The sequence below is a fragment of the Streptomyces sp. NPDC002698 genome, from assembly GCF_042888945.1.
Classification (GTDB): Bacteria; Actinomycetota; Actinomycetes; order Streptomycetales; family Streptomycetaceae; genus Streptomyces.
In genome coordinates this window covers 65,980-92,067 of record NZ_JBIAQM010000003.1, presented here as the reverse complement: position 1 = coordinate 92,067, position 26,088 = coordinate 65,980, and the positions used below count along the sequence as shown (strand labels likewise).

At 72.3% G+C, this 26,088-nt stretch carries 25 protein-coding genes and 1 tRNA gene; 11 read left to right on the top strand and 15 right to left on the bottom strand.

Features of this window, described 5'->3' with window-relative positions; all coding sequences use genetic code 11:
• Nucleotides 1-16: 16 nt before the first annotated feature.
• The 7 genes from ACFYW9_RS05190 to ACFYW9_RS05160 all read right to left on the bottom strand — a co-directional run bounded on the left by ACFYW9_RS05190 (nucleotide 17) and on the right by ACFYW9_RS05160 (nucleotide 8,455).
• Nucleotides 17-1,129 (bottom strand): glycosyltransferase, encoded by a 1,113-nt coding sequence (locus tag ACFYW9_RS05190; protein WP_351862873.1) that lies wholly within the window; start codon nucleotides 1,127-1,129, stop codon nucleotides 17-19.
• Nucleotides 1,126-1,890, bottom strand: a complete 765-nt coding sequence (locus tag ACFYW9_RS05185; protein ID WP_389145015.1) for a polysaccharide deacetylase family protein — start codon at nucleotides 1,888-1,890, stop codon at nucleotides 1,126-1,128. Before ACFYW9_RS05185 ends, ACFYW9_RS05190 begins: the two co-directional genes overlap by 4 nt.
• Nucleotides 1,874-3,625 carry a murein biosynthesis integral membrane protein MurJ gene (murJ, locus tag ACFYW9_RS05180; protein WP_389145012.1) on the bottom strand — a complete coding sequence of 584 codons (1,752 nt, stop codon included), beginning with the start codon at nucleotides 3,623-3,625 and terminating at the stop codon, nucleotides 1,874-1,876. Before murJ ends, ACFYW9_RS05185 begins: the two co-directional genes overlap by 17 nt.
• 272 nt (nucleotides 3,626-3,897) lie before the next feature.
• Complete coding sequence (locus tag ACFYW9_RS05175) at nucleotides 3,898-5,310, bottom strand: O-antigen ligase family protein (RefSeq protein WP_389145009.1); 1,413 nt, start codon at nucleotides 5,308-5,310, stop codon at nucleotides 3,898-3,900.
• A 4-nt stretch (nucleotides 5,311-5,314) separates the two neighbouring features.
• On the bottom strand, nucleotides 5,315-6,751 hold the full coding sequence (locus tag ACFYW9_RS05170; RefSeq protein WP_389145006.1) for an exopolysaccharide biosynthesis polyprenyl glycosylphosphotransferase: 1,437 nt from the start codon (nucleotides 6,749-6,751) through the stop codon (nucleotides 5,315-5,317).
• A complete protein-coding gene (locus tag ACFYW9_RS05165; RefSeq protein WP_389145003.1) occupies nucleotides 6,748-7,947 on the bottom strand; it encodes a glycosyltransferase family 4 protein in 1,200 nt (399 codons plus the stop codon). Before ACFYW9_RS05165 ends, ACFYW9_RS05170 begins: the two co-directional genes overlap by 4 nt.
• A gap of 40 nt (nucleotides 7,948-7,987) precedes the next feature.
• The gene (locus ACFYW9_RS05160) at nucleotides 7,988-8,455 is read right to left on the bottom strand and encodes a hypothetical protein (protein WP_389145000.1); all 468 of its coding nucleotides are present in this window, start codon (nucleotides 8,453-8,455) and stop codon (nucleotides 7,988-7,990) included.
• A gap of 322 nt (nucleotides 8,456-8,777) precedes the next feature.
• Between ACFYW9_RS05160 and chpG the strand changes: the two genes are divergently transcribed.
• The 8 genes from chpG (at nucleotide 8,778) to ACFYW9_RS05120 (ending at nucleotide 13,031) form a co-directional block, all read left to right on the top strand.
• On the top strand, nucleotides 8,778-9,017 hold the full coding sequence (chpG, locus tag ACFYW9_RS05155) for a chaplin ChpG (protein WP_351862879.1): 240 nt from the start codon (nucleotides 8,778-8,780) through the stop codon (nucleotides 9,015-9,017).
• A 247-nt stretch (nucleotides 9,018-9,264) separates the two neighbouring features.
• Nucleotides 9,265-9,567, top strand: coding sequence for a hypothetical protein (locus ACFYW9_RS05150; protein WP_389144997.1), 303 nt, complete (start codon nucleotides 9,265-9,267; stop codon nucleotides 9,565-9,567).
• Between the two features lie 86 nt (nucleotides 9,568-9,653).
• Nucleotides 9,654-9,893, top strand: coding sequence for a chaplin (locus tag ACFYW9_RS05145; protein WP_389145758.1), 240 nt, complete (start codon nucleotides 9,654-9,656; stop codon nucleotides 9,891-9,893).
• Nucleotides 9,894-10,058: 165 nt separating this feature from the next.
• The gene (locus tag ACFYW9_RS05140) at nucleotides 10,059-10,556 is read left to right on the top strand and encodes a DUF5949 family protein (protein WP_351862881.1); all 498 of its coding nucleotides are present in this window, start codon (nucleotides 10,059-10,061) and stop codon (nucleotides 10,554-10,556) included.
• A complete protein-coding gene (locus tag ACFYW9_RS05135; protein WP_389144993.1) occupies nucleotides 10,556-11,185 on the top strand; it encodes a vitamin K epoxide reductase family protein in 630 nt (209 codons plus the stop codon). Before ACFYW9_RS05140 ends, ACFYW9_RS05135 begins: the two co-directional genes overlap by 1 nt.
• 118 nt (nucleotides 11,186-11,303) lie before the next feature.
• A complete protein-coding gene (locus ACFYW9_RS05130; RefSeq protein WP_389144990.1) occupies nucleotides 11,304-11,510 on the top strand; it encodes a hypothetical protein in 207 nt (68 codons plus the stop codon).
• A 119-nt stretch (nucleotides 11,511-11,629) separates the two neighbouring features.
• Nucleotides 11,630-12,181, top strand: coding sequence for a tyrosinase family oxidase copper chaperone (locus ACFYW9_RS05125; protein WP_389145755.1), 552 nt, complete (start codon nucleotides 11,630-11,632; stop codon nucleotides 12,179-12,181).
• Nucleotides 12,165-13,031, top strand: a complete 867-nt coding sequence (locus tag ACFYW9_RS05120; protein ID WP_389144987.1) for a tyrosinase family protein — start codon at nucleotides 12,165-12,167, stop codon at nucleotides 13,029-13,031. Before ACFYW9_RS05125 ends, ACFYW9_RS05120 begins: the two co-directional genes overlap by 17 nt.
• Nucleotides 13,032-13,191: 160 nt before the next feature.
• On the opposite strand, the gene ACFYW9_RS05115 is transcribed toward ACFYW9_RS05120, so the two are convergent.
• Nucleotides 13,192-13,566 carry a chaplin gene (locus tag ACFYW9_RS05115; RefSeq protein ID WP_389144984.1) on the bottom strand — a complete coding sequence of 125 codons (375 nt, stop codon included), beginning with the start codon at nucleotides 13,564-13,566 and terminating at the stop codon, nucleotides 13,192-13,194.
• Between the two features lie 197 nt (nucleotides 13,567-13,763).
• A complete protein-coding gene (locus ACFYW9_RS05110; protein WP_351862886.1) occupies nucleotides 13,764-14,723 on the bottom strand; it encodes a D-2-hydroxyacid dehydrogenase family protein in 960 nt (319 codons plus the stop codon).
• A gap of 129 nt (nucleotides 14,724-14,852) precedes the next feature.
• Here ACFYW9_RS05110 and ACFYW9_RS05105 point away from each other — a divergent pair, with 129 nt between their 5' ends.
• Nucleotides 14,853-15,440: a hypothetical protein gene (locus ACFYW9_RS05105; RefSeq protein WP_351862887.1), complete on the top strand. Its 588-nt coding sequence runs from the start codon at nucleotides 14,853-14,855 to the stop codon at nucleotides 15,438-15,440.
• 31 nt (nucleotides 15,441-15,471) lie between these two features.
• A complete protein-coding gene (locus ACFYW9_RS05100; RefSeq protein ID WP_389144979.1) occupies nucleotides 15,472-16,236 on the top strand; it encodes a YcnI family protein in 765 nt (254 codons plus the stop codon).
• A gap of 97 nt (nucleotides 16,237-16,333) precedes the next feature.
• Here the strand turns inward: ACFYW9_RS05100 and ACFYW9_RS05095 are convergent, their stop codons facing one another.
• From ACFYW9_RS05095 to ACFYW9_RS05080, 4 genes are all read right to left on the bottom strand, one after another.
• Complete coding sequence (locus ACFYW9_RS05095; protein ID WP_389144976.1) at nucleotides 16,334-17,740, bottom strand: TQXA domain-containing protein; 1,407 nt, start codon at nucleotides 17,738-17,740, stop codon at nucleotides 16,334-16,336.
• A 257-nt stretch (nucleotides 17,741-17,997) separates the two neighbouring features.
• Nucleotides 17,998-18,465, bottom strand: coding sequence for a single-stranded DNA-binding protein (locus tag ACFYW9_RS05090; protein WP_328452328.1), 468 nt, complete (start codon nucleotides 18,463-18,465; stop codon nucleotides 17,998-18,000).
• 132 nt (nucleotides 18,466-18,597) lie between these two features.
• The gene (locus ACFYW9_RS05085) at nucleotides 18,598-20,763 is read right to left on the bottom strand and encodes a GTPase (protein ID WP_389144972.1); all 2,166 of its coding nucleotides are present in this window, start codon (nucleotides 20,761-20,763) and stop codon (nucleotides 18,598-18,600) included.
• 5 nt (nucleotides 20,764-20,768) lie between these two features.
• Nucleotides 20,769-22,415 carry a dynamin family protein gene (locus ACFYW9_RS05080; RefSeq protein ID WP_389144969.1) on the bottom strand — a complete coding sequence of 549 codons (1,647 nt, stop codon included), beginning with the start codon at nucleotides 22,413-22,415 and terminating at the stop codon, nucleotides 20,769-20,771.
• Nucleotides 22,416-22,686: 271 nt separating this feature from the next.
• Here ACFYW9_RS05080 and ACFYW9_RS05075 point away from each other — a divergent pair.
• Nucleotides 22,687-22,762: transfer RNA gene (locus tag ACFYW9_RS05075), tRNA-Arg, on the top strand.
• 357 nt (nucleotides 22,763-23,119) lie between these two features.
• Here ACFYW9_RS05075 and ACFYW9_RS05070 read toward each other — a convergent pair.
• Together ACFYW9_RS05070 and ACFYW9_RS05065 are read right to left on the bottom strand one after the other, a co-directional pair.
• Complete coding sequence (locus ACFYW9_RS05070) at nucleotides 23,120-25,216, bottom strand: TerD family protein (RefSeq protein WP_389144966.1); 2,097 nt, start codon at nucleotides 25,214-25,216, stop codon at nucleotides 23,120-23,122.
• 349 nt (nucleotides 25,217-25,565) lie between these two features.
• Nucleotides 25,566-25,859 carry a DUF1876 domain-containing protein gene (locus tag ACFYW9_RS05065; protein WP_351862912.1) on the bottom strand — a complete coding sequence of 98 codons (294 nt, stop codon included), beginning with the start codon at nucleotides 25,857-25,859 and terminating at the stop codon, nucleotides 25,566-25,568.
• Between the last annotated feature and the right edge of the window lie 229 nt (nucleotides 25,860-26,088).

Here is a 26,088-nt window from a genome sequence, read left to right as displayed (position 1 = left end):
GTGGAACTCACTCCAGTCAGGTGCGCGAGACAGCGGCCGCGTACACGTCCATGAGCTGTGCGGCGCTGCGGGTGATGCAGTAGTGACGGGCCGCTTCCGGGGCCGAGCGGGGGGCGGGGCCCCCGGCTCGGACGCCGGCGAGCGCGCGGGCTAAGGAGTCCGCACCGCCCTCGACCCGGGTGGCGCCGCGCGCCACCCCGGGCGGGAGGTCCTCGACGGCCGGGCAGGAGACGTACAGCACCGGCAGTCCGGCCGCCAGCGCCTCCACGACGGCCAGTCCGAACGCCTCCTCGGGACTGGGCGAGGCGAGGACGTCCATGGCCCCCATCAGGGACGGCAGATCGGCGCCGGGAGAGCCGCCCGCAGGGCGTTCCCCGGCGAACAGGACCCGGTCCGCGACCCTGGCGTCGTGCGCCGCGCGCCGCAGCACGACCTCCTCCGTGCCGCCGCCGACCAGCAACAGCCGGCAGTCGCCGGGCAGCTCGGCCATCGCGCGGATCAGGACGTCGAACCGCTTGCCGGGCGCGAGCCGGCCGACCCCGCCGACGACGTACGCGTCCTGGGGGAGCCCGAGCCGACGGCGGGTGCGTTCGCGCAGGTCCGGGTCGAAGCGGAGGCGGGCGATGTCGACGCCGTTCGGCACGACCTCGATGCGCGGTGCGGGCACTCCCCAGCGCCGCAGACGTTCGGCGACCGTGGGCGAGACGGCCACGGTGGAGCGGCCGAGCCGCTCGCTGGCCAGATACAGGGCGCGTACCCCGGGACCGAGCGGGCGGCCCTCCATCTGCGAGTCGCCGAGCGAGTGCTCGGTGGCCACGACCCCTTTGACACCGGCCAGCCGGGCGGCGAGCCTGCCGTACACGCAGGCCCGGTAGAGGTGGGTGTGCACGAGGTCGTAGCGGCCCGCGCGGATCACCTTCACCAGGCGGGGGAGCGCGGCGAGGTCGCGGTTGCCGGACATGCCGAGATGGATCACGCGCACGCCGTCGGAGGCGAGCCCCTCCGCGACGGCGCCGGGGTTGGTCAGCGTCACGACGTCGCAGGCGACGGGCAGGTGCCGCAGCAGCAGCCGCAGTTGCTGCTCGGCGCCACCGACACCGAGGCCGGTGATGATGTGCAGCGCCCTCACCGGCCCGCCTCGACGGGGCGCCGGCGCAGCCGGTGAAGGCGGTGCTTCAGGAACAGGCGTACGGAGGTGTCGTTCTCGCCGATGTGCACGCGGGGGAGGGCGTACGGGCCGGTCAGCGGGCCGGGGTCGATCGCGCAGCCGTAGCCGTATCCGGCCTCGCGGACGGCGTCGACGACCCGGCGGTCGACGCTCCCGTACGGATAGCAGAAGCCCTCGACGTGAGCACCGGTCAGTTCCGAGAGCACCGCTCTGCTCTTTGCGACCTCGGCGCGCAGCACGGCGTCGTCGGCCTTCGTCAGGTCGACATGGGTGAGTCCGTGCGAGCCGACCTCCACGCCCTCGGAGGCGGCGGCGAGCCGGATGCCCTGCTTGCCCAGCAGCGGTTTGCGCGGGCCCAGCGGATCCCAGGCGTTGTCGCCGTCGAGCCGGCCGGACAGCACGAACAGGGTGGCGCCGAACCCGTGGCGCCGCAGGAGGGGGAGCGCGGTCTCGACGAAGTCGGCGTACCCGTCGTCGAAGGTCAGGCCCACCAGATCCCGCCCCTGGCCGCGGGCACGGGCCGCGAGCAGGTCCGCGACGCACACCCCGCGCAGACCGCGCCGGCTCAGCCAGCCGAGCTGCTGGTCGAGGCGGTCCGGGGAGACCGTGACGCGGTACGGGTCGTCGGAACAGTCTCCGACGGAGTGGTACATCGCCACCCAGGGCGGCGCGTCGAGGGAGCTCGTACCGGTACGTCTGCTGATGTCAGCGGAAACGGGCATTCTGAACCCTTCGTGTGACGGAACGGAGTGCGGAGACGAACCCCTCGACCCGGAAGGCCCAGGCCAGCAGGGCGAAGACGAAGGTCACGACCGTGCAGCCGACGACCAGTCCGAGCAGCGGGGAATCCACACCGCTCGCGCACAGGCCACCGGTCGCCGCCGCGGTCAGGGCGGCCCGCAGCGGTTTGCCGATCTCGGTCACCACCGCGCGGGTGCGGATCGGCACACTGCGCGGACCCATGCCGTACAGCAGGAGCACGGCGGTGAGGGTGACGCCGGCCGCGTTGGCCGCGGCGATCCCGCGGACCCCCCACGGGCCGACGGCCAGGGCCCCGGCCCAGCCGGTCGCGACGACCCCGGCGGTCATCGCGAACAGCGGGTACCAGGTCGGCCGCCCCGAGCAGAAGTACGAGCGCACGAGCGCGCCGACCAGGGTGTGACCCAGCAGTCCGAGGGCGTACACCCGTATGACCGCCGCCGTCGCCGCCGTGTCCTGGGCGGTGAACGCGCCGCGCTGGAAGAGCAGCTGGATGATCTGCGGGGCACACGCCACGACCACGGCCGCGCCGAGGAGCACCGTGCAGGCGACGAGTGTCAGATCGCGCTCCACCCGGTCGCGGGCCCGCTCGGTGTCGCCCTCGGCGATGGCCTGCGCGACCACCGGGAAGGTGACCGTGCAGAGCATCAGCGAGAGCACCATCGGCATCTGGGCCACTTTCTGGGCGTAGTTCAGATGCGAGATGGCCCCGGCGGGCAGCGAGGAGGCGAGGAAGCGCTCGATGAGGACCTGGGACTGCCGGCACAGCGCGAAGAGCAGGACCGTACCGATGAGGGTCAGGTCCATCGGGCGGGCCGGTTCACCGTCCGGGGTCCCGGTCTCCGGTCGCCCGCGCCGCAGCCGCCGCCACAGCGACGGTGCCTGCGCCAGCACCATGAGCGCGCCGCCGACCGCGACACCGAGGGCCGCCGACCGTACGCCCCAGCGCGCGCCGAGGACGAACATCGCCCCGATGATCGCGGTGTTGTACGCGATGTAGATCGCCGCCGGTGCCACGAAGCGCCGATGCGCCCGCAGGGCCGCGCTGCAGTACCCGGCGAGCCCGAAGGAGAACACACAGGTCGCGGTCAGCCGGGTGCAGTCCACCGCGAGCCGGGGGTCGGGCAGGCCGGGCGCGAGTGCCTCGACCAGGTACGGCGCCCCCGCGACGAGCAGCGCGCCGAAGGCCGCGAAGGCGAACGTCAGCCGGGGCAGGGTGGCGGCGACCAGGGCGCGTACGGGATCACCGGCGGCTCCCCGGGCACGCCGCGTCACGGCCAGGCTGAACGCCGGGATCAGCACGAAGGCCAGCCCGTCCTCGATCAGCAGCGTCGCCGCGAACTCCGGCACCGTCCACGCGACGAGGAACGCGTCCGTGTCCGACCCCGCACCGAACAGATGCGCCAGCGCCTGGTCCCGGCCGAGGCCCAGCAGGGCTCCGGCGATCGAGAGGGCGACGGTGACGAACGCGGCCTTGGCGAGGAACCGGTCGGAGGCGACTTCGGGCCGATCCGCCTTCTTCCGGCCCTTCCGGGAACCGGGGGTCCTCACGGCGACGGACGCGGGCGGCGGACCGCCGGGAGGGCCGGGTTCACGGGCGGGTGGCAACGTGAGGGCCGGCTCGGCGCCGGTTCCCGCGGCGGCACCCGCCCCCGAGCCGACGCCCGCTCCCGCCTCCGTCTCCGTCTCCGTGCTCATCCCCACGCCCCCCGCACCCGTACCGCCCCTCGCGCCTGTCCCCGTGCCTGTCCCCGCACCCGCTCCCGGACCGGTGCCCGCACCCGAACCTGTCTCGGCCCCCGAACCTGTCTCGGCCCCCGAACCTGTCTCGGCCCCCGAACCTGTCTCGGCCCCCGTGCCGGTCTCCGTGCCCGCTGCCGGACCGGTCCGCGCGCCGGTGTCCGTCGCCCTGCCCGTCCCGAAGTCCGGGGTGGTGTCCGGGCCTTCCCCCGCCCGGGGCGGCGTCATCGTCATCGCGCCGCGGCCTCTTCCCGTACGGCGGCGGGGGCCGCCGCCCCGGTGCCGGGCGTGGCCGACGCGTCCATCAGGGCCCACCAGCCGATCACGCCGAAGATGACGGCCGTCAGGACCGTGGAGGGGCCGCCGATGTCCGCGTACACGAAGTCGACGAGCTGCCAGACGAGCAGCCCGCACGCGACGAGCGCGCAGTCCGTGCCGTGCGGGGTACGGCCCGCCGGCGTGAGGCCGGGTCCCGTGGTCTGCCGTGCCGTACGGCGCAGGCGGACGAGTCCGCGCAGCGCGCACACCAGCAGCGCCAGCCAGCTGCCCCCCAGGGCGAGCAGTCCGACGAGACCCTGCTCGCTGAGCACGAGGAGGTACATGTTGTGCGGCGAGAGCAGCGCCTGCTTGTGGAAGGCGGTGCCCGCGCCCGCGATGTCGCTGCCCGAGGAGAGCGCGAGCGAGGCGTGACCGTCCCGGTACTCGGGGAAGCCCTTCAGCCCGACGCCCGTCAGCGGGTGCTCGCGCCACATGTCGGTGGCCGCCGCCCACATCGTGTACCGGTCGGTCACCGACTGGTCCGGTGCGTCGGTGACCTGGGTGATGCTGGTGACGCGCTCCTGGAGCATCGCGCTGCCGAGACCCAGCCCGCCCACCAGGATCATCCCGGCCGCGGCCAGCGCGGCGACCGCCTTCACCGCGCGCCGCAGCCCCGCCAGCACGAGCTGCGCGCCGCAGGCCGCGGCCGTGGCGATCCACGCGCCCCGGCTGAACGACAGCGCGAGCGGCGGCAGCAGGGCCAGCGCGCACAGCACGGCGACCGAGCGCTGCCGCGCCTCACCGGCCCCCAGGGCCAGCGCCACCGCGCACACCACCCCGAACGCGACCACCGTCGCCATGCCCATCACATCGGTCGGCCCGAAGGTGCCGACCGCCCGGACGTCCTCGCCCTGGTACGAGGCGCCGGTCCCGGTGACGTACTGCCGTACCCCGACCGCCCCCTGCCACAGCGCCAGCCCGACGAACGACCAGGCCAGCAGCCTGAGGTCGCGCCGGTCGCGGACGAGCAGCAGGACCGCGGCCGGCACCAGCACGAAGACCTGGAGATAGCGGGCGAGTCCGGTGACCCCCGCGCCCGGGTCCGCCGCCCCGGCCGCCGCGACCGAGATGCCGACCACGGGCAGACCGAGAACCAGGGCGGCGGTCGCGGACAGGGGGCGCCGGCGGGTCCGTACGAGACGGATCGCGCAGCAGAGCACCACGAGACCGGACACGGCGTCCGCGATGTTCGCGCCGCCCTCGTCGCTCGGCGCGACCGGCAGCCCGAGCAGCGCGATCACCGCGACGACGGGCAGGACCGGCAGCGCGCGCCGCAGGGCGGCGGTCACGGTGTCCAGGGGGGTGACGGGCAGGACCTGGCTCACCGGCTCAGCTCCCCGTCGGGCGCACGAGCGCCGCGGCCGTGCGCAGCAGGATGCAGATGTCCTGCCACATCGACCAGTTGTCGATGTACGCGTTGTCGAACCGGCACCGGTCCTCGATCGAGGTGTCGCCGCGCAGCCCGTGCACCTGGGCGAGTCCGGTGATGCCGGTCTGCATCCGGTGACGGGCCGCGTAGCCGGGGTAGGTCTGGCTGAACTTGGCCACGAAGTAGGGCCGTTCGGGGCGCGGTCCGACCAGGCTCATGTCGCCCCACAGGACGTTCAGGAGCTGGAGCAGTTCATCGAGCGAGGTGCGTCTGAGGAACGCGCAGAAGCGGCTCATCTCCTGCTCGCCCGCCACGCTCCAGCGGGTCGCGGCCTCGTGCGCGTCGACCGGGCGGTGGGTGCGGAACTTCAGCAGCGTGAACGGCCGTCCGTCCTTGCCGATGCGCTCCTGCCGGAACACCACACCGGGTCCGTCGGTCAGCCGCAGGACGGCCGCGAACACCAGCAGCAGCGGACTGACCAGCAGCAACAGCGTGCCGGAGACGGCGACATCGAGGAACCGCTTCCCGAACGCGGTGCGCCGGGCGCCGATCGACAGGGGGCGGCAGGCGAAGCCGGCCAGCGTGTGCCGGCCCGCGCGGTCGTACGACGGGGAGTCCGGATCGACCTCCCACAGCTCGCAGCCCGCGAGGGCCAGCGCCCGCAGCATCGGCCCGCGCCTGACCGGCGGCTCCACCACCAGCACGGCCCGCACCCCGTTCTGGATGAGCGCCCGCTGCACCTCCTCACCGGTGGTGAGGACCGGAAGTCCGTCGGGGCCGGCCGGCCGGTCGGCGACGACACCGACCGGCCGTACCCCGCAGTTCGGGTGGCGCAGGAAGGCCGCGGCCACCCGCTGCGCGGTCCCGGCGGGACCGATCACCAGGGCGGCGCCGGGGTGCTGCGCGAGGGCCCGGCGACGCCGCCAGTGCACGATCCCGCGGCCGGTGCAGCTGATCACCGACTGCGTGGCGCATCCCAGGGCCAGCGTCCGGGCCGTCAGCGCCTCGTCCGGGGCGAACGCGGCGAAGACGGCGGCCAGCGCGCACCAGGTGACCGCGATCCGCGCGCAGACGGCGGGCAGCTCGTCGAGCAGGGCGGGCAGCGGCGCCGGCCGGTACAGGGAGGCCCGGGCGTTCAGCAGGACCACGACCAGCAGCAGCGCGACGACGGACAGCGGGTGCCGCTGGATCTCCGTGAGCGCCTGTCCGGCCGCCAGCGCCGCGACGGCGTCCACGGCGGCCAGTGGCAGCCAGGAGACGCGCCGGACCGTGTTCCGCTGTCCGGCCGGGAACCTGAAACCGCCGTCGCTCTCGTGCGACGACATGACCGAGACGGGTGAGAATCCGTACTCCCGGGGCTGTCCGCCGGGGGAGGGAACGGTGCTTTCCGCAGTCACGAGTGGATGGACTCCCTGCACTCGGTGTGGTCCGCGCACATGACTCTTCCGGCGTGCTGCGGCTCTCGGCCGGCCAGCAGTTCGCGGTACACCGCCGCGACCGCGTCGGCCGTGAGGCGCACGTCGTGCGTGGTCAGTACGTGGCGGCGCCCCTGGTGGCCGAGCGAGGCGCGCAGCGGGGGATCGGCCAGCAGCGCGCCGATCGCCGCCGCCAGCGGCTCCGGTTCCGGCGCGGCCACCAGACAGCGGGCGTCGTGGCCCGGCGGCAGGCTCTCGCGGGCGCCGTCCACGTCCGTCATGACGACCGGACGCCCGCAGGCCATGGCCTCCAGCGGGGCCAGCGCCATGCCTTCCCAGCGGGACGGCAGCACCACCAGATCGGCGGCCTGGTACCAGGGCACCGCGTCGGCGGCGGCCCCGGCGAACAGCACGTCACGCGGTGCCACGGCGCGCAGCCGCGCCGAGTCCGGTCCGTCCCCGACGAGCACGAGCCGCGCCGCGGGCACCCGCCGCAGAACCGAGGGCCACGCGTCGAGGAGGACGTCCTGCCCCTTCTGCCGGCACAGCCGTCCCACGCACACCACCAGGGGAGCGGCCGGACCGACCCCCGCGAGCAGCGGCATCCCGGCTCGTACGGCGTCCGCGGCGGCGGGGTGGAACCGTCCGGGGTCGACGCCGTTGGGGATCACCCTCCAGAGGGCGTGCACTCCGGCTCGTACGCCGGTCGCGCGCTCTGCCTCGCTGACGCACACCACCCGGGACGCCCAGCGCGCCCCCCACCGCTCCCAGCGCAGCGCGAGCGCCGCGGCGGCACCGTCGACGGCCTCGAACGACCAGGCGTGCGGCTGGAACACCGTCGGTACCCGTCCGCGCAGCGCCAGCCGGGCCGCGAGCCCCGCCTTCGCGCTGTGCGCGTGCACCACGTCGGGCCGCACCCGCGCCAGGACCCGGCCGAGCCGCCGTACCTCCTGGGCGAGCTGCGGCCCCGGCGCCCGCGTCGCGTGCCAGGGCCGTACGTCCGCTCCGAGCGTCCGCAGCTCCCGGGCGAAGACGTTGCCGTCCGGGCAGGCGACGGTCACCCGCGTCCCGGCGGCGATCTGGGCACGGACGAGGTCGGTGACCACGCGTGCGACACCGCCGTCGACCGGCTGCGTGACATGAAGGACCTGCGGCGGAGGGTCTGTTGGCAGATGCATGCGCGGTTCCTTGCTCACGGGCGGCGCACCGGGGCGCGCGTCACTGCTTCGCGTCGACGGCGGCGAACAGTGCTCCGATCCAGGCCGCGTCCCGCTGCGAAACGATCCGGAAGGCCAACTGGTCACCCCCGCCGCGGATCCCCTCGCCGACTTCGAGGGCGTCCGAGTCGTGACCGGGGGCGTTCGCGTACGAGGGCACCCGCCTCGGGGTGTCGGGTCCGGTCCCGCCGATCGTGGAATTCGGCACGTCGTCGCGGGGGTCGGCCGCGTCGCCCAGCGCCGCCTTCGCCGAACTCCGGCAGCTCGTCGAGGAGTTGGCGGGCCGTACGATTCCGCCGTGCCGGAGCGCGCGGTACCGCCGGGTGGACGGGAGCGTCTGTGCCCGCGCGGCGGGCGGTCTGTCGGCGGGCGGCTCCGCGGACGCGGGGCCGCCGGGTGTCCGGAAGGCGGCGGGGGCGGAGCCGCCCACGATCGCACGGCGCGGCAGCAGGCCCGGGGAAGTACGCATGACCGGCGGTGCCCTTTCGGGGAAAGGTTCTGGACGAGAAGACGGGCGGAAATCCGAGAATCGGATGAATCGGGCATGCGCGCGTCGACTCCCCGCGAGCCCCCGGCGCCCCTGGACGCCCGCTTCCAGCCGTCCTCGGAGAGCCCGACTCTAGCCGGTGTCCCCCTTTGTCATCGAAAGCTGTGATGTGTGTCGGAATCATGAGGTCCGGTCGTCCGAGACATCACCCCTTTGGAGGCACAACCCGCGTGAGCCTCACGCGTTGCACCAGAGCCGGGCATTCCGCCCGGATGTTGTGTCGATTTCCAAGGAGCACTTCCCCATGTCGCGTATCGCGAAGGGCCTGGCCCTGACCTCCGTTGCCGCCGCCGCCGTGGCCGGCACCGCCGGCATCGCCGCCGCCGACAGCGGCGCGCACGGCGCGGCCGCCCACTCCCCGGGCGTCCTGTCGGGCAATGTCGTCCAGGCTCCCGTTCACGTTCCGGTCAACGTCTGCGGCAACACCGTGAACGTCATCGGCCTGCTGAACCCCGCGGTCGGGAACACCTGCGTCAACGACTGACGCCGTCGCGGACCCTTCCGGCCGGCCGTCCTCCCGAAACGGAGGGCGGCCGGTCCGCGTGGGCACGCCCGGCGCCGGCCGTTCGCGCGAGAGCCCGGCACGGGCCGTGCCGTCCGGCGTGACGCCCCCGGGCTCCCGGCGGGGCACAGGAATTCTCCGCACGCGGAGTTTCCGTTGCGTTCGGGGCTCGTTAGGCAGCGCACAGGAATTCCCTCCGGTGACATCCGTCGCCGAAGAAAGGAACACGATGAAGTCTCTCAAGGCCGCCGCGGTGGTCGCCGGGTCCCTGGTCGTCGCCGGCGCCGCCGCGCCCGCGTTCGCCGCCGGAGCCTCCGGATTCGCGCCCTCCAGCCTCAACGGCGCCCTGGAGACCGTCACCAGCCAGCGTTCGCTCGACGCGCAGGACGTCCTTCCTCTCCAGCACCAGTCGAACGCGCTCGACACCGAGAACAAGGACTCCGCGCTGAGCGGCGTGAACGGCGCGGCGAAGACGCTGAACACGACCGCCTCCCCCGCGCAGCTCCTCGGCGGACTTCCTCCCCGGGGTTAGTCGTATCCCTTGCGTGCGTGTCTTTCCCCAATGCCCGCGGGCATTTCCCTAGGCTCTGGAGAAAATCTCCGATGAAAGGGCTCACAATGAACACCGCCAAGAAGGCCGCTCTTATTTTCGCCACCGCCGGAATGGCCGCGGGTGCCGCCGCGGGAAGCGCCGCCGCGGACTCCGGGGCCAAAGGTGCCGCGGTCAATTCCCCGGGCGTTCTGTCGGGCAATGTCGTCCAGGTTCCCGTTCACGTTCCGGTCAATGTCTGCGGCAACACCGTGAACGTCATCGCCCTGCTGAACCCGACTTTCGGCAACGCCTGCCTCAACCACTGACATCGCGCGGCCGATGTGGTGAGAAGGGCCGATTCCCCAAACGCGGAATCGGTCCTTCGCGCTGTTCGAGCCGCGTACCTCGTTCGTGTGGTCGCACTTCCTGGCATCCCCCGGTCGGGTGATATCGGGTCAGAACCCGAACGGGCGCATCGATAAGGTTCCGCGGTGACCTCAACCTCAAGCGAAAAGCGCTCACTTCGGAGCGCCGATCTCGGCACGCTCGCCGTCATGGCATTCAGCGGAGAGGCCCCCGACGGCGACATGCCCTATCTCCTCGCCTACTCGCTGGGAGACGGTGAAGGAGGCCCCGAGGGCTCCGCCGCGGCCATCCGGCAGCTGCTCATCGACAACGGACTGCCCGTGGGCGACAAGCTCATCGACGGATCCGGGCAGCCGAGCCTGCCGCTCACCCTGCTCGTCGAGGCAGGCCAGGCCGTCGTCAGCATGCCGTACCTCAACGCCCGGTGCGTGGCGCCGCCGGAGTGGCTCGAGGCGGTCGGGGAACGCGGCTACGCCTACTTCCTGTTCGCCACCCGTGCCTGGCCCGTGGCCCGGCCCGGCGAGCCCGTCGCGCCCGAGGACCTGACGGCCTTCGCGGGCGACGAGGAGACTCTCCTCAGCGCCTCCCACGTGCTGCTGCCCGCGCGCAGGCTGCGCGGCTGATGGCGGCCGCCGCGGGATCGGGGACGAGCGGCGGCAACGGTCCGCGCGGCCACACCGTCGGCAGCAGCCGTGCCCTGGCCGTGCTGCTGGTGATCACCGGGGCGGCCGGTCTTCTCGCCGCGTGGATCATCACGATCGACAAGTTCAAGCTGCTGGAGAACCCGAACTTCGTTCCGGGGTGCAGCCTGAACCCGGTGGTCTCGTGCGGCAGCGTCATGAAGAGCGGGCAGGCGTCGGCCTTCGGCTTCCCCAACCCGATGCTGGGCCTGGTGGCGTACAGCGTGGTGATCTGTGTCGGCGTGAGTCTGCTGACCGGTGCGGGATTCCCGCGGTGGTACTGGCTGACCTTCAACGCGGGGATGTTGTTCGGAGTCGGATTCTGCAGCTGGCTCCAGTTCCAGTCGTTCTACCGGATCAACGCGCTGTGTCTGTGGTGCTGTCTGGCGTGGGCCGCCACGATCATCATGTTCTGGTACGTCACATCCTTCAATGTGCGGAACGCGTTTCTACCCGCCCCGGAATGGCTGAAGGTATTTCTCGCGGAGTTCACCTGGGTCGTTCCGGCGCTGCACATCGGCGTCATCGGAATGCTGATCCTCACCCGCTGGTGGGATTTCTGGACGAGCTGAGATCTCCCTATCGGACGACTAATGAGTCCGTCTGGGGAATCTTGAGCTGATGACGTTCCCGGAATCGTTACGTGATACGGACGCCGAGCCCCGAATCCTGAAAGGGACCGCACCTGAGATGAAGCCGACCGCACGAGGGATTCTCGCCGCGTCGGCGGCCGGTCTGCGGACGCCGCCCCCCGGAGTGAGCCTGGACGGCCCGCTCGGCGCACCGGACCCCGACCACCTCGGCCTTCCCGGACCGAAGCGGCCCCAGGCCGCGGTGTTCGCACCGCTGGTGAGGACCGTCCCGACGTCGGACCTGGAGACGGGGTCCGGGGCCTAGTGCCCCGAGAGGCGACGTCCGCCCCGTCGTCGTCCGCCGGACCTCGCCGCCGCCGGCCTTCCCGAAAACGACCGAAACAGCATCAATTCGCCGAGGAGAGAAGCATGTTCGCCAGCTGGATGCCGGGCAGAGTACCGAGGCGTGGGCGGGGTGGCGGCCCGGCGCCGGGCGCCCCGGCGCGCGGTCGTGGGACGGAACGTGTGGCGGGCGGGCTGGCGCTGACCCGGCGCGGTGCGATGCGGGGACTGCTCCTGTCGGCCGTCGGCGTGGCGCTGGCCCCCGTCGTCGCGGCCTCACGGCCGCCGCGCCGCCATCCCCGGGACCTCTCCTTCGACGAGGTGTACCGCGGCCGGCACATCCTCGGCACGCAGAGCCGCTCGGACGGCAGGGCCGCGTTCGCGGGCGGCGAGTGGCAGGTCACGGTGGACGGCCGGCCGCTCCATCTGATGCGCCGGGCGGACGGCAGCTATCTCAGCATGGTGGACCACTACGAGTCGTATCCGACACCGCTGGCGGCGGTCCGCGCGGCCGTCGAGCAGCTGGGCCCGGCCGAGCAGCTCAGGCGCATGGACGGCATGGACGGCATGGCGGCCGGCGTGGGCGGGCGGGGGACCGGCACAGGGATGAACGGTACGGAGGGGAGCGGTCACCGCCATGGTGTACACGCGTAAGAACGTCAGCACCCTCACGAGCGCGGAGCGGCGCCGTTTCGTCACCGCGATGCTGGAGGTCAAACGCCGCGGAGAATACGACGAGTTCGTCCGCAGGCACATCGACTACTACGTCTCCGACGGCGACGGCGGACTGCGCGCGGCCCACATGGCGCCCTCGTTCCTGCCCTGGCACCGGTGCTTCCTGCTGGACCTGGAGCAGGCGCTGCAGCGCGTGGACGCCGGGGTGAGCGTGCCGTACTGGGACTGGACGCGGGACCGCACGCCGACCTCCGCCCCGTGGACCAAGGACCTGCTCGGCGGCGACGGGCGGCGTTCCGACCGGCAGGTCATGACCGGACCCTTCGCCTACGCGCAGGGCAAGTGGACGATCAAGGAAGGGGTGACCGACGGCACGTTCCTCATGCGTGAGTTCGGCCGCCCGCGCAAGCCGATCCAACTGCCCACACGGGCCGCGCTGAACACGGCCCTGAACGACCCCGTCTACGACACGGCCCCCTACGACTCGACGACCACGCGCGGCTTCCGGAACAGGCTGGAGGGGTGGGGACACGGGACGGGGAACGCCACCTGGGAGAACCACAACCGTGTCCACCGCTGGGTCGGCGGTCACATGCTGGGCGGCGCCTCGGTCAACGACCCCGCCTTCTGGCTGCACCACGCCTTCGTCGACCTTCAGTGGTCCCGCTGGCAGAAGCTGCACAGGGGTGCCCGCTATCTGCCCGAGCGGCCCCCGGGCCCACGTGACTCCCAGTACCGGCGCATCGTCGCCCGGCGCGAGAAGATGCCCCCGTGGGGCGTGACGCCGGAATCGATGGAGGACCACAGCCACATCTACCGGTACGCATAGCCATAGCCATAGCCATAGCCATAGCCATAGCCATAGCCATAGCCATAGCCATAGCCATAGCCACAGCGCGGGCACCGGCGTCACGGCACCGGCACCGGTGAGGCCCCCGGCGGTGACGTCCCGCCGGGGGCCTCGCGCGTGCTGGCTCGGTGTGCTGGGCTCAGTTGCCGTAGCCGCGGGCCTCGTGGTGCTTCTTGGCCTCGTGGTGCTTCTTGGCCCCGTGGTGCTTCTTGGCCCCGTGGTGCTTCTTGGCCCCGTGGTGCTTCTTGTCCGCCTTGTGCTCCTTGAAGTCGGCGTCACCGTTCACGCAGGTGTTGCCGAAGGCCGGGTTCAGCAGACCGATGACGTTGATCGTGTTGCCGCACAGGTTGACGGGAACGTGGATCGGGGCCTGGATGACGTTGCCCGACAGAACACCGGGCGAGCCGACGGCCCCGCCCTGGGCGCCGGCGTCAGCCATGGCCATTCCGGCCCCGCTGAGGGCAACGGCACCCGTGCCAACGACGACTGCGGCGGCCTTCGCGATGCGAGACATCACGTTCTCCTTCGACTCGATGAGTGCGATGGCTCGGACGCGACCGCACTTCCCGTTCAACGCGTCCGTCCGCACCTGGTCACGGGCGTTCCACCAGGGGATCATTGTTCGAACGGGGGCCGGACGGACGGCCGTTCGTCCGGGCCGGTGAGCATGCGGACCGGTGATCGGGCGGGCCGGTGATCGGGCGGGCGCGGTCAGCCGAGGCGGCGCAGGGGTGTGCCCGCCAGGAACGCCTGGATGTTCTCGACGGCCGCCCCGTAGTACGTCTCGTAGTTGGACCGCGACACATAGCCGAGGTGCGGGGTGGCGAGCAGGCGAGGGGCCGAGCGCATCGGATGGCCGGCGGGCAGCGGTTCGGCGTCGAACACGTCGACGCCCGCCCCGGCGATCCGCCCCGCGTGCAGCGCGGCCAGCAGGGCGTCCTGGTCGACGATCGCCGAGCGCGAGGTGTTGACGAGGTAGGCGGTCGGCTTGAGCAGGGCCAGTTCGGCGGCGCCGACGAGCCCCCGGGTGCGGTCGCCGAGCGCGAGGTGGACGGAGACGAAGTCGCTGTCCGCCAGCAGCTCTTCCTTGGAGGCCGCGAGGTCCACCCCCACCTCCTCGGCCCGTTCCGCGGTGAGGTTCTGGCTCCACGCGCCGACCCGCATGCCGAAGGCGAGTCCCACCCGGGCCACCCGGCCGCCGATCTTGCCCAGCCCGAGCAGTCCGAGCCGCCGGCCGTGCAGATCGGCGCCGACGGTGCTCTGCCAAGGACCGCCCTCCCGCAGGGCGTTGTTCTCCGTGACGATCCCCCGCGCGAGGCCGAGCAGCAGGGCCCAGGTCAGCTCGACCGGCGGCGTCGAGGAACTCGGCGTGCCGCACACGGTCACCCCGTGCGCCTGGGCGGCGGCGTAGTCGATCACCGAGTTGCGCATCCCGGAGGCGATCAGCAGCTTCAGCCGGGGCAGCCGGGCCAGCAAGGACGCCGGGAAGGGCACGCGTTCGCGCAGTGTGATCACGATGTCGAAGTCCGCCAGCGCGGCCGCCAGCGCGTCCTCGTCACCGAAGTGCCGGTCGAAACCCGTGACTTCCACGGTGTCCGCGACGGGCGACCAGTCGGTGATCCGGGTCGCGACGTTCTGGTAGTCGTCCAGCACGGCACAGCGAAGACGCATGTCGGGTCCCTCCCAGGCTCAGCCGGACCCTATCCGAGCCGTGGCACGCGGAGCCGGACGGACCACGACGGCGGACCGCGGGGGGAAGCCGCGACGGTCACTCCCTCCCCATGGCAGTATCTGGGCACTATGAATGCGTCGCCGGCGGTACGGAGTCTGCGCGCCGCGGTGTTCGCCGTCCTGTGCGTGCTGCTGGCCGCCGGGGGGCACGCGCTCGCCACCGGGCAGGTGCCCCCGCTGTGGGCGGAGGGCGCCGGACTGCTGGCCGTCTTCGCCACCGGCTGCGTGCTGGGCGGCCGCGAACGGTCCCTGTCCGGGATAGGCGGCGCCATGCTGGTCGCGCAGGCCGGACTCCACCTCGGCTTCGAGGCCGCCCGGCCGCGCACGGCGATGAACATGCACGGGATGCACATGGCGCACCCGGCCGCACACGCCCTGACCCCGCACGCCACGGCCGCGCATGTCGCCGCCGCCCTGCTGGCGACGTGGTGGCTGCGGCGCGGCGAGGCCGCCCTGTGGTCCCTGCTGCGCCGGGCCGTGACGTTCGTCCCGGGGCTCGCCGCATGGTGGAGGACGAGGACGGGACTGTCTCCGGTACGGCCGTACGGAGATGTCGTGCGCCGGAAGGCCGCCGAGCCGTGGCCGCTCGGCCGGCCGCTGCTGCGTCACGCCGTCTCGCGCCGGGGACCGCCGGCAGGGCTCGCTCACACGCCCTGACCACGTTTCCCTTCAGTACGGAGTTCCCCGGATGTCCCCGATCAGCACCACCCTGCGCCGCACCGGCACCGTCGCCGCCCTCGCCGCCGCCGGCGTCCTGACCGCCGCGGGCGCGGCCTTCGCGCACGTGACGGTCCACCCCGAGAGCTACGCCAAGGGAGCCACGGACGGCCTCCTGAGCTTCCGTGTCCCCAACGAGGAGGACACCGCCAGCACCACCAAGGTGCAGATCTTCCTGCCCACCGATCACCCGGTCCTGGGTGTCCTTGTCACCCCGCAGGCGGGCTGGACCGCCAGGGCGACGACCGTCAAGCTGAAGAAGCCCGTCAAGACGGACGACGGCACGATCACCGACACGGTCTCCGAGATCACCTGGACCGGTGGCCGGATCCGCCACGGCGAGTTCCAGGACTTCCAGGTCGCCTTCGGCCAGCTCCCGGACGACGTCGACCAGTTGACCTTCAAGACGCTCCAGACCTACTCGGACGGCAAGGTGGTCCGCTGGATCGAGCAGCCGCAGAAGGGCGAGGAGGAGCCGGAGAGCCCGGCTCCGGTGCTCGCCCTCACCGCCGAGGGCGCGGCGGAGAAGCCCGCTTCGGCCGGGACAGGGGCCTCCGGATCCGACTCGTCCTCGTCGTCCTCCTCTTCGTCCTCGGCCGCCGCCGAATCGACCGCGAGCGACAAGAGCAGTGACTCCACGGCGCGCGCCCTGGGCACAGCGGGTCTGATCGTCGGCGTTCTCGGTCTGCTCGCGGCGGCCTTCGCCGTCGTACGCATCCGGAAGGCCCAGCCCTAGCCCGTACTGACGCCGCTTCCTCGGTGCGGCCGCCGTCCCGTCGGCTCCCGTCGGCGGGACGGCTGATCACCGCGGTCCCGGTCCAGGTGCCGGGACGTCAGACCTGCGGCGGTGTCTGCTTCCTGCCGACGAGGACCACCACGGCGCCGCCGATCACGACGAGGGCGATGGCCGCGCCCGCGATGACCGGAGTCAGTCCGGAGCCGCCGGTCTCGGCGAGGTCGGTGCCCCCGCCGGCGCCTCCCACCGACGCCGGGCTCGGCTCGCTGAGGGTCTGGGCCGAGATGTCGCTCGTACCGCCCTGGGTCCTGCAGTCCAGAATGCCCTTGAACCGCTGCCCGCCGCCGTCGGTGGCGCCGATCGTGAAGTCGTACGCCTGGTCCTCCTGCAGCGGAATGGTGAGCGTCTCGGACATGCCCGCCGCGATGGTGTGCTCGACGCCCATCAGCTCGAACGTGAACGCCGCGTCGCCCTTGTTCGCGGCCGTGATGTCCACACCGCCCTTCGAGCAGTTCTTCTGGGCGGACAGGGCGGGTATCGCCCCCTTCGCCGCCCATTTCGCGCTCGCCGTCGCGGAGACGGTGGACTCGCTGGAGCCGGCGAGGATCTGCGTCTGGCTGCGGGTCTCCGAGGTGAAGGCGCGGCCGACCGGCACCGTCGTCGAGGCCTGCACGGTGAGGGAGGTGGAACCGTCCGCGCCGTCCTTCGGCACGTCGAAGAAGAGCCGGCTCCCGTTCGTCGCGGAGGTGATCGCCCTGCCGTCCTGGTCGACGACCTTCACTCCGCCGGCGGCGATGTCCGTCGGCGGTGTCACCGTCACGCTGCCCGCGTTGGTGTGCACCGTGACCGGGCCGAGCCGCTCACCGGGGTGGCCGGACACCGCGGCGGGGGTGAGCGTCAGCGAGGCCTCGGGCTCCGCCAGGTCCCGCGCGTTCTTCTGCAGGTAGTCCGCGAGCTTCTCCGCCTGCGGGTCCGCGGCGTCCACGTCGGCGCCGTCCGAGTACCGCCAGATCGCCACCTGGGTGCCTGCCGCCGCGTCCTGCTCGGTGAGACCGGTGACACCGGCCTTCCCGGCGAGCGCCGCCAGGTCGTTCACCTGCGGGTAGGAGTTCTCGAGGATCCAGCGGATCCGGCCCGCGTCCTTGTTGCCGCTCAGTGATGTGCCGCTCCAGGGGGTCTCCTGGTATCTGGCGTCCCGCTGGGTCGGGTTGTGGAGGTCGATGCCGTAGGTCTGCAGCATGCCGCCGTTCTCGACGGACATCTCGAACAGGCCGGCCGAGACCCAGGAGTCCTCGCCGTTCTCGTGAATGACCGCCGACCCGTACGTCTTCAGGTCCCCTATGGTGGCGGTCGCTCCGCCCTGGCCCTGCGGGATCTCCTCCGCGACGGCCGTACCGGCTGCGGCGATCGTTCCCGTTGCGGCGAGCCCCCACACCAGGGCCGCCGCGGCGAGACGGGCTGCCCCTCGTCCGCGCGCGGACAACACCGAGAACGCAGATGACACAGAATTCCCCTTCGCGCAGGACCCTTTGACATGGGGGACGGTCCCGCCAGCAGAATCAGAAGCCCCGAGAGCTGTGTTCGGCATCCTAAAGAAGCGCCGCATCGCTCCCCCCGGTCCTGTCGTCCGATAACCGATCTGACTCGGAATCGTTATCGCGATCACTTCGTGAGCTGCGCCTATCGACAAATCCACAAGGATTGTTCGTCATGTATTTGTCGATAGGCCGCAGTTCGGTCAGATCGTGGCCCTCGCTGACATCACGTCACCCCGGCCGGTTCCGGACGCGATGGGGACACGCCCTCCGGCGGGGCGTCCGGGACCGACTCCCAACTGGGCTCGGGGCGCTGTGCCGCAGCCGGCTCGCCCTCCTTGGACGGACGCCGGAAGGCCGACGTACCGCGGGAGAGGTCGTGGCCGATCGCCACCGCGTCGATGTCCGCCGACGTCCAGCTCTGTCCGTCGCGGGTCTCGGTGCGCACCTTCAGCCTGCCCTGCACGATGACGGGATCCCCCACCGACACCGAGGCTCCCACGTTCGTGGCGAGCGCGCGATTGGCCCACACCGTGAAGAAGTTGGTGTGCCCGTCCGTCCACCCGTTCTTCTCGCGGTCCCAGTACCGCGAGGTCACCGCCAGCCGGAACCGCGCCGACGCGCCGTTCGCCAGTTCCCGGTACACGGGCCGTGTCGCCACGTTGCCCACCGCGCACACCATCGTCTCGTTCATCGTGAATCCCTCCCGTGCGGATGCGTCTGCCGCGGCGAACGCATGCGCTGCGATCGCCGCGGGATCAGACTGCCTCCGCCCGGCCGGGCCCGCTGGGCGCTGTGGGCCGAGGGACGGTTGTGGAAAACCGCGTCACCCGACCGGGGTACCCGCCGTCGCCGTCCCCATGACCCGCCCGTACTGCTCCCGCACCTCGCGGTACCGCAGCAACTCCGCCGCCACGGGATCCAGCACCCGGGCCCTTCCGCAACCGGCGGCCGCCTCGCGCAACCGTCTCTCCGCTTCCAGGCCGTAGCGCCGCGCCGGCCCGCGGGCCGCCATCCTGCCGGCCCACTCGACGGCCGGGCCGCCGACGATGCCGGACACCATCAGCAGCACCGGAACCCCGAGGTTCGGAGACATGACCCCGACGATCTGGCCCACCAGCCAGAGCCCGCCGATGACCTGGACGATCGTCATCGCGGCCTGCGCCAGCACCGCGACGGGCCACCAGCCGGGCCTCGGCGGCCGTCCCGCCGGTGCCGCCGCGCGCGCCGCCATGTCGTCCAGCGCCTCGGGCAGCCCCTGCGCGCCCCGTACGGCCGCCTCGCGCACCGCCAGCGCCCAGGGCGCGGGAAGTCCGTACGCGGCCCGGTCGGCCACCGTCCGCACCGCCTGTTCGACGCGCTGGCGGGCGGTGGCCTCCTCGTCCGCCGGAGCGCGCACGGGCAGACGCCCGGTCGGAGGTTCGCGCCGCTCCAGATACCAGCGCCACAGCCGCAGCCAGGGAGTGCCGCAGGCGCGGTTGGCGTTGCGCCGCCAGGACCGTTCGGCGGCCTCGCCGGCCGCCACGGCGCCGACCGCGTCCGCGAGCCGGTCCGCGAACTCGTCCCGCGCCTCCTCGCTGAGCCCGACCCGCCGTCCCGTCGCGTAGACGGGCCGCAGCCGTGCGGCGGCCGCGTCGAGATCGGCGGAGATCCGTCGTGCGGCGGCTCCGCGTTCCGCCACGAACTGGCCGAGACACTCACGCAGTTCGGGGACCCCGGCCCCGGTGAGGGCGGACAGCGAGAGGACGGTGGCGCCCGGCTCGCCGTACTCGCCGAGCGCGATGCCGTCCTCGTCGAGCAGCCGCCGCAGATCGTCGAGCACCTGATCGGCGGCCTCGCCGGGGAGCCGGTCCACCTGGTTCAGGACCACGAAGGTGACCTCCGCGTACCCGGCCAGCGGCCGCAGATAGCGCTCATGGAGGACGGCGTCCGCGTACTTCTCCGGATCCACCACCCAGATGACCGCGTCGACCAGCTTGAGAACCCGGTCCACCTGCTCGCGGTGCTGGACGGCCGCCGAGTCGTGGTCGGGCAGGTCCACCAGGACCAGGCCGCGCAGCTGGGCCTCCGCCTCCGCGCTCTGCAACGGTCGTCTGCGCAGCCGCCCCGGGATGCCGAGCCGGTCGATCAGGGTGGCCGCGCCGTCGCTCCAGGTGCAGGCGATGGGGGCCGAGGTGGTCGGCCTGCGTACGCCGGTCTCCGAGATCGCCACGCCCGCGAGCGCGTTGAAGAGCTGCGACTTGCCGCTGCCCGTGGCTCCGGCGATCGCGACGACGGTGTGTTCCCCGGAGAGCCTGCGGCGGGCCGCCGCCTCGTCCAGGACCCGGCCCGCCTCGGCGAGCGTTCCGCTGTCGAGCCGGGCGCGGGAGAGGCCGACCAGTTCACGGAGCGCGTCCAGGCGCGAGCGCAGCGGCCCGTCGTACGCGAGAGGCGCGGGCATCGACGGAACGGCGGCCTTGGTCTCCGCCGGCGATGCCTGGTACCGGGCCGGGGCCGCCTCGGTCACGCGTCGCGCGATGAGGCCGTCGTCCCAGACCGGGCCGTCCTCCGCGTGCGCCGGGTCGTCGTCCTCCCCACGCGCGCGGGACTCCGTTCCGGACGCGTCCCGGGAGCCTCCCCGTCCGGCCGTACCGTCGCTCCGCGCCGCCTTGCCGCCGTCGGCCCCCTCATCACCCCCTCCGGCCTCCCTGGTGCCCTCCAGGGGCCGTGCCCCGGAACGTGCCGCACCGGCCCGACCGTCGTCCGGGCGGCTTTCCTGAGTACCCCTGGAGCCCCCGGTCGCCCCGTCGCGGTCGTCGCGGCCGTCGAGGTCGGTGCGTTCGCCGCCCGAGGCGCCCGCTCGGGAAGGGGAGTCTGCTGGTGAGGGGGCGTTTTCGCCGACGCCGTCCTCGGGGCGGTCCTCCGCGGGACGGTCGTTCTCCGGACGACTGTCCTCGGGACGTCCGTCTCCGGGACGGTCGGCTTGATCCGTGCGGTCAGTGACGGCAGTCACCGCGGTCACCTCTCCTTCTGCAGTACGGACAGCGCGGCGATGAGCTCGGCCTGGGGTTCCGGATGGACGTCGAGCGCTTCGAGGGGGGCGAGCCGGCGCTCGCGTTCGGTCTGGAGGGCCCTGTCGATGAGGTCGGTGAGCAGTCGGCCGCCCTTGTCGCGCAGCCGCAGCGCGCCGTGGGCCCCGATCCGCTCGGCCAGTCCCTCGCCCGCGCTGCGCGCCCTGCGGCCGCCCAGGAGCGCGGTGGCGACCAGCGCGGCCACCACCGCGGAGTCCGGCGCGACACTCTTGTCGAGGTCGCGCACCTCGTCCTCGGCGTACTCCTCCAGGACGCGTCGCCAGCGTCGTACGGCCAGGCCGATCCGGTGCTCCGCGCTCTCCAGCGCCGGATCACGGTCCGTCAGCCCCGGAGCTCCCGAGGCCGGTTCACGGCGCCAGGCGTCGTCCACGCGTTCGTCGGCGGCCGCGACGGAGCACAGCAGCAGGGCGGACAGGCTTTCCACGAGCGCGTCCAGCAATTCCTCGGCGGTGCAGTCGAGGGGATAGGCGCGCCAGCGCTTGAGAGCGTCCCCGGAGAGCACGGCCCCGGCCTGCAGACGCCCCTTAGCGCGCGTGTGCTCGCTGTCGTACGCCCCGTCGACGGCCGCGGTGAGCCGTGTCGCCGCGGCGTACTGCGCGGCGGTGGCACTGGCCAGTTCCGGCATCCGCGCCTTCAGGGAGTCGAGGACGCCATGGGCCGTACGGGCCATGGCCCCGTGGCGGGCTCCCGGGTCCTGGGCCTGGTACGTGAGCCACGTACGCAGCGGTGCGACGGCCGTGGCGGGCAGCAGGCCGCCGCCCCAGGCGGACTCGGGCAGTTCGGGCACGGTGAAGCGGGGCGCCTCACCGAGTCCCGCCTTGGCGAGCAGCGCGCCGTACTGCCGCGCGACCTCGGACACCACCTGGTGCGGCACCCGGTCCAGGACCGTCACCAGGGTCGCCTTCTGCTCCTTGGCGGTACGCAGCAGATGCCACGGCACCGCGTCGGCGTACCGCGCGGCCGTCGTGACCATCACCCAGATGTCGGCCGCGCAGATCAGTTCGGCGGCCAGCACCCGATTTTCGGCCACCAGGGAGTCGACGTCGGGCGCGTCGAGGAGGGCGAGGCCGCGGGGGAGCGTGTCGGCGGTCTCGATACGCAGCACCCGCTCCCCGCGTTCGGCGTCGGCGGGCAGATCGTCGCCGGGTTCCCGGTGGGGCATCCACACGCGCGTGAGCTGGGGCAGTACACGCATGCCGCTGAACCAGTGATGGTCCTCCGGATGGCACACCAGCACCGGGGTACGGGTCGTCGGGCGCAGTACGCCCGCTTCGCTGACCCGGCGCCCCACAAGGGAGTTGACGAGGGTGGACTTGCCGGCACCGGTGGACCCTCCGATGACGGCGAGAAGGGGTGCTTCGGGTTCCCTCAACCGGGGCACCAAATAGTCGTCGAGCTGTGCGAGCAGTTCGTCGCGGTTGGCACGCGCTCGTGGAGCCCCTGCCAGGGGCAGCGGAAAGCGTGCGGCGGCGACACGGTCGCGCAGGGCGGAAAGTGCGTCGAGCAGTTGAGGCCGTACGTCCAAGGTCACCACATGCGAAGAATGCCCAATTTTGGAGTCTTTCTGAAGCATATGGGTATGCCTGCGCGCCGACAGGACAGACGGGGCGGAAGGGATGACTGGGGCGCAGGCATAACGAGTGCACAACACCCGATGCGCGAGACGCCAAAAGCGGTGCACGATTCGTACCCGCCTGCGATTATCAGGACCGCTTCACTGAACCTCCACATCGAGCCACGGAGGCGCAGTATGAGGGGCAGGGATGCGGGAGCCCTATCCTTGTCCCCGGCAAGGTCACGGATCCGCCCACACCCGGGCACCAGGACACAGGCCGACACACCCGGCCCCCGTAGCTCAGTGGATAGAGCAGGCGCCTTCTAAGCGCTTGGCCGCAGGTTCGAGTCCTGCCGGGGGCGCCAGTCTCCGCCCTCCCTTTGGGGAGGGCTTTTTGCTGGTCAAGACAGGTCTCACTCGATACGGCGAAGCCCCGAACGCCTCTCTGATGATCAAGGGGAAGGTCCGGGGCCGTCCGGCTGTCACCGGGTTCTCGCGGGTGGCCGCGTCGAATACGTGGCGAAGTTTTCGGCGTTCGGATCGTGGACGTCGTCGCACAGGAGCCGGTCGTCCTCGGCGTCGTGGATGCGGACGGGAAGGGGGCCCGGCCGTGTTCTCCCGGCCGGGCCCCCTTCCCGTCCCGGACATGCCTGGCCGGTTCACCCGGGCGGCAGCGGGCGCGTGTGCCTCCGTCGCCGGTCCGCCCCGTCCGGTCGCCGGGCTCAGCCCGTCGTCGCGCCGTCCTTGGAAGGCGTCCGGCGAGATGTCGTGCCGTCCAGGTGGACCACCACCCCGGTGTAGAAGCGGTGTACCGCGTCGTCGACGCTGCGGATGAAGCCCGACTCCGCGTTCCCGCGCGTGCTTCCCATGCTCTTGAGGAGGGACAGCCGGAACCCGGTGATCCGGGAGGCGGGCTCCTTGGGCAGCATGTCGGCCGGCTCGGGGCGGAGGCGTTCGAGCGTTCCCCGGGGGCCGGACGCCTCCCCTTCGACGAGGGTCTCGACGTGAAGATCCGCCGGCGCCTCGGCCAGCCGCCGGACCAGCCGCTTCGCCCACGACAACGGGTAGCCCTGCTCGGGTGCCGGGATCTCGATCGAGGTGCGGAGCTTGCCCGTACGCAGGTCCGCGTTGATCGCCAGGACGCCGGGTGTCCCCTCGATGCGCAGCTCCGCCTGAAGCCGCCCGTCGCGGCAGAGCCGGTCCGCGAGAAGACCGCGCAGCGCCTTCGGATCGGTTCCGCGTCCGGTGCGCTGGACGGGCAGTACCTTCTGGCCCAGTTCGCCGCCCAGCCGCAGGCAGACCTGGCGTACGAGGCGTTCCCAGCTCTCGACGACCTCCAGCGCGCGCGAGTCTCCCTGGCACAGGGTCTCGTCGTCGAGCCCGTTGCGTACCGGCACCCAGGCCGGCCCCATGTTCTGGAAACCGTGGCAGCCGGAGTTCTCGTGCCGCAGGTAGTGCAGCAGTTCCTGGAGGAGCCAGGCGTGCGCCGCGTTGCCGACGCCCTCGTGCCGGATCAACAGCTGCGCCTGATGGGCGACTTCCGCCCACGACAGGTGCCACAGGGCCACCTTGTGCTTGCGCCTCTTGTCGATCTTGACCTCGACGAGCGGGCTGCCCTCCAGCGCGACGTCGTTCGACAGGGTGATCACGGCCTCGTAGCCACGGCGCGCGGCGATGTCCATGTACGCCTGGACCTGCTCGGCCTTGAGCGCGCTGCCGTTGGTCTTCGTCTCGACCAGTGCCGTCCACAGCTTGCCGGCCCGTTCGACCCGGATCACTCCGTCGGGGCGACGGGGGGTGTCGCCGTGCGGCAGGGTGACCTCGGTGAAGGTCTCCATGCGGCCGGCCGGCGCTCCGAAGGCGGCGGTGAGTCTCCTGCCGAATTCCGGCACCTGAGCCATCACGGACAGCAGCACCGACGTCGCACGCGTCTCGCGCTCCCGGTCGCTCTTGAGCGCCGACGCCGGGAAGAGCCGCGCGTCCCTCCACGACTCGTTCTCGGCCAGCGTCCTCTTGGCCGCCTTGGGCAGGGTGACCTTCTTCTTGGCCGTACGAGGCCGCGCCGCCGCCTTCGTCGGCAGGGTCTCGCCTTCCGGCCGGCGGGGGGAGGGGATCGCCGCCGGCGCTTCTCGCGGCTCGGGTTCGCCGGCCGACGCCGACGCCGACGCTGATACCGAAGCCGCCGCCGACGGCGATACCGGCTCCGGTGCCTCCGCCGTCGTGTCCGGCTGATCGTCGTCGGCCGCCGCGTCCAGTGCCGCCTCGGCCGCCGCGTCGTCGTCGATGTCGACCCCGAAGTCCGCGGCCAGACCGGCGAGACCCGTGTCGTAACCCTGGCCGACGGCGCGGAACTTCCACTCCTCGGCCCGCCTGTACAGCTCGCCGAAGATGATCGCGCTCACCGAGTCGGCGTCGCCGATGGCGAAGCGGAGGAGTTCCTCACCCCCACCGTCCGCCAACGCCAGCCTCACGCGGTCCAGTTCACCGAACCGGGCGCCCTCGTAGCGGCTGGCGGCCAGGACGATGCGATCCACTTCGGGGGACACCGCGGTCAGGTCGAAGCCGATCCGGTCCTCGTCGCCGTCCGCCGTCGGCGTCTTGCCCAGAAGCTGCACGCTTCCGTCCGCGGCGACCGGGTTGTTGTAGAAGCAGAAGTCGGCGTCGCTGCGGACCTTGCCGTTCGCGTCCAGCAGGAGGACGGACACATCGGCGTCCCCTTCGCCGGTCGAGCTTCCCCAGCCCAGGCTGACGATCACCGAGTCGATGTTCTCGCTCAGAGCGCCGAGCGAAACATTCGACCCTTTGACCATTTCACGCATGAATCCCCCCAGAACAACGCAACTCGGTGTGCCGACACCCCCACCCGGCCGCATGGTGCCCGGCGCCGCGCGGTGATCGGTGCGCGGGTGACTGTAGTGCCCACGAAACCGTATATGGAGGAGCCGCGCGGAATCTGTGCGGGATTCGTGGAAACGTCCTTAAGCTGTCCGCCCTGGTCGGCCTCGGGGCAGGCGACGACCCCCGGACACCCCCCCCGCACGACTCCGGCAGGTCCAGGGGTACGGAGCGGAACGGCTAGTGACGGATCGTGCTCGCGCGACGGCTCCGGGAGTCCCGACGGCTCCGGGAGTCCCGACGGCTCCGGGGGAGCGGAGGGGCGGGCCCCGGTCACCTCAGCGTGTGGGACGTCCTGCCCGATGCCGCGTCGATCTCGTCGTGGGCCTTGGTCAGCAGTTGCATGGCGAGCTCGTTCAGGGCCCTCGCGCCCGCGACCTCCTCGCCGACCCTGGGCTGGTTCGAGTCGGAGGGGTGGCGGCTGGCGTATCCGTGGGCGCGTACCTCGCTGCCGTCGGGGAGCCGCAGCAGGGCGGCCGCGCGGGTGCGGTGGTCGTCCTCCTGGAATTCCATCTCGACATGCCAGCCGACCGTGGTCCGTGCCTGCATCGCTGTCGTCTGTGTCATCGCGATCACCTCCGAAGGCGCTGCCCCCTGGTGAAGCCCTCAGCGGACTGGTTGAGCCCCTGGAAGAGCGGACTGGATGAGCCCCTAGAAGAAGTGTCCTCCTCGGGCGGGCCGGGCACGAGGCGAGGGCGCGGGGGGTCACACGGGGTGGCGCGTCCGTGCCTGTGCGGCGACGGCGGTCGGTGACGTCCGGCTATCGGAAACGGCTACCGGAAACAGCTACCGGAAA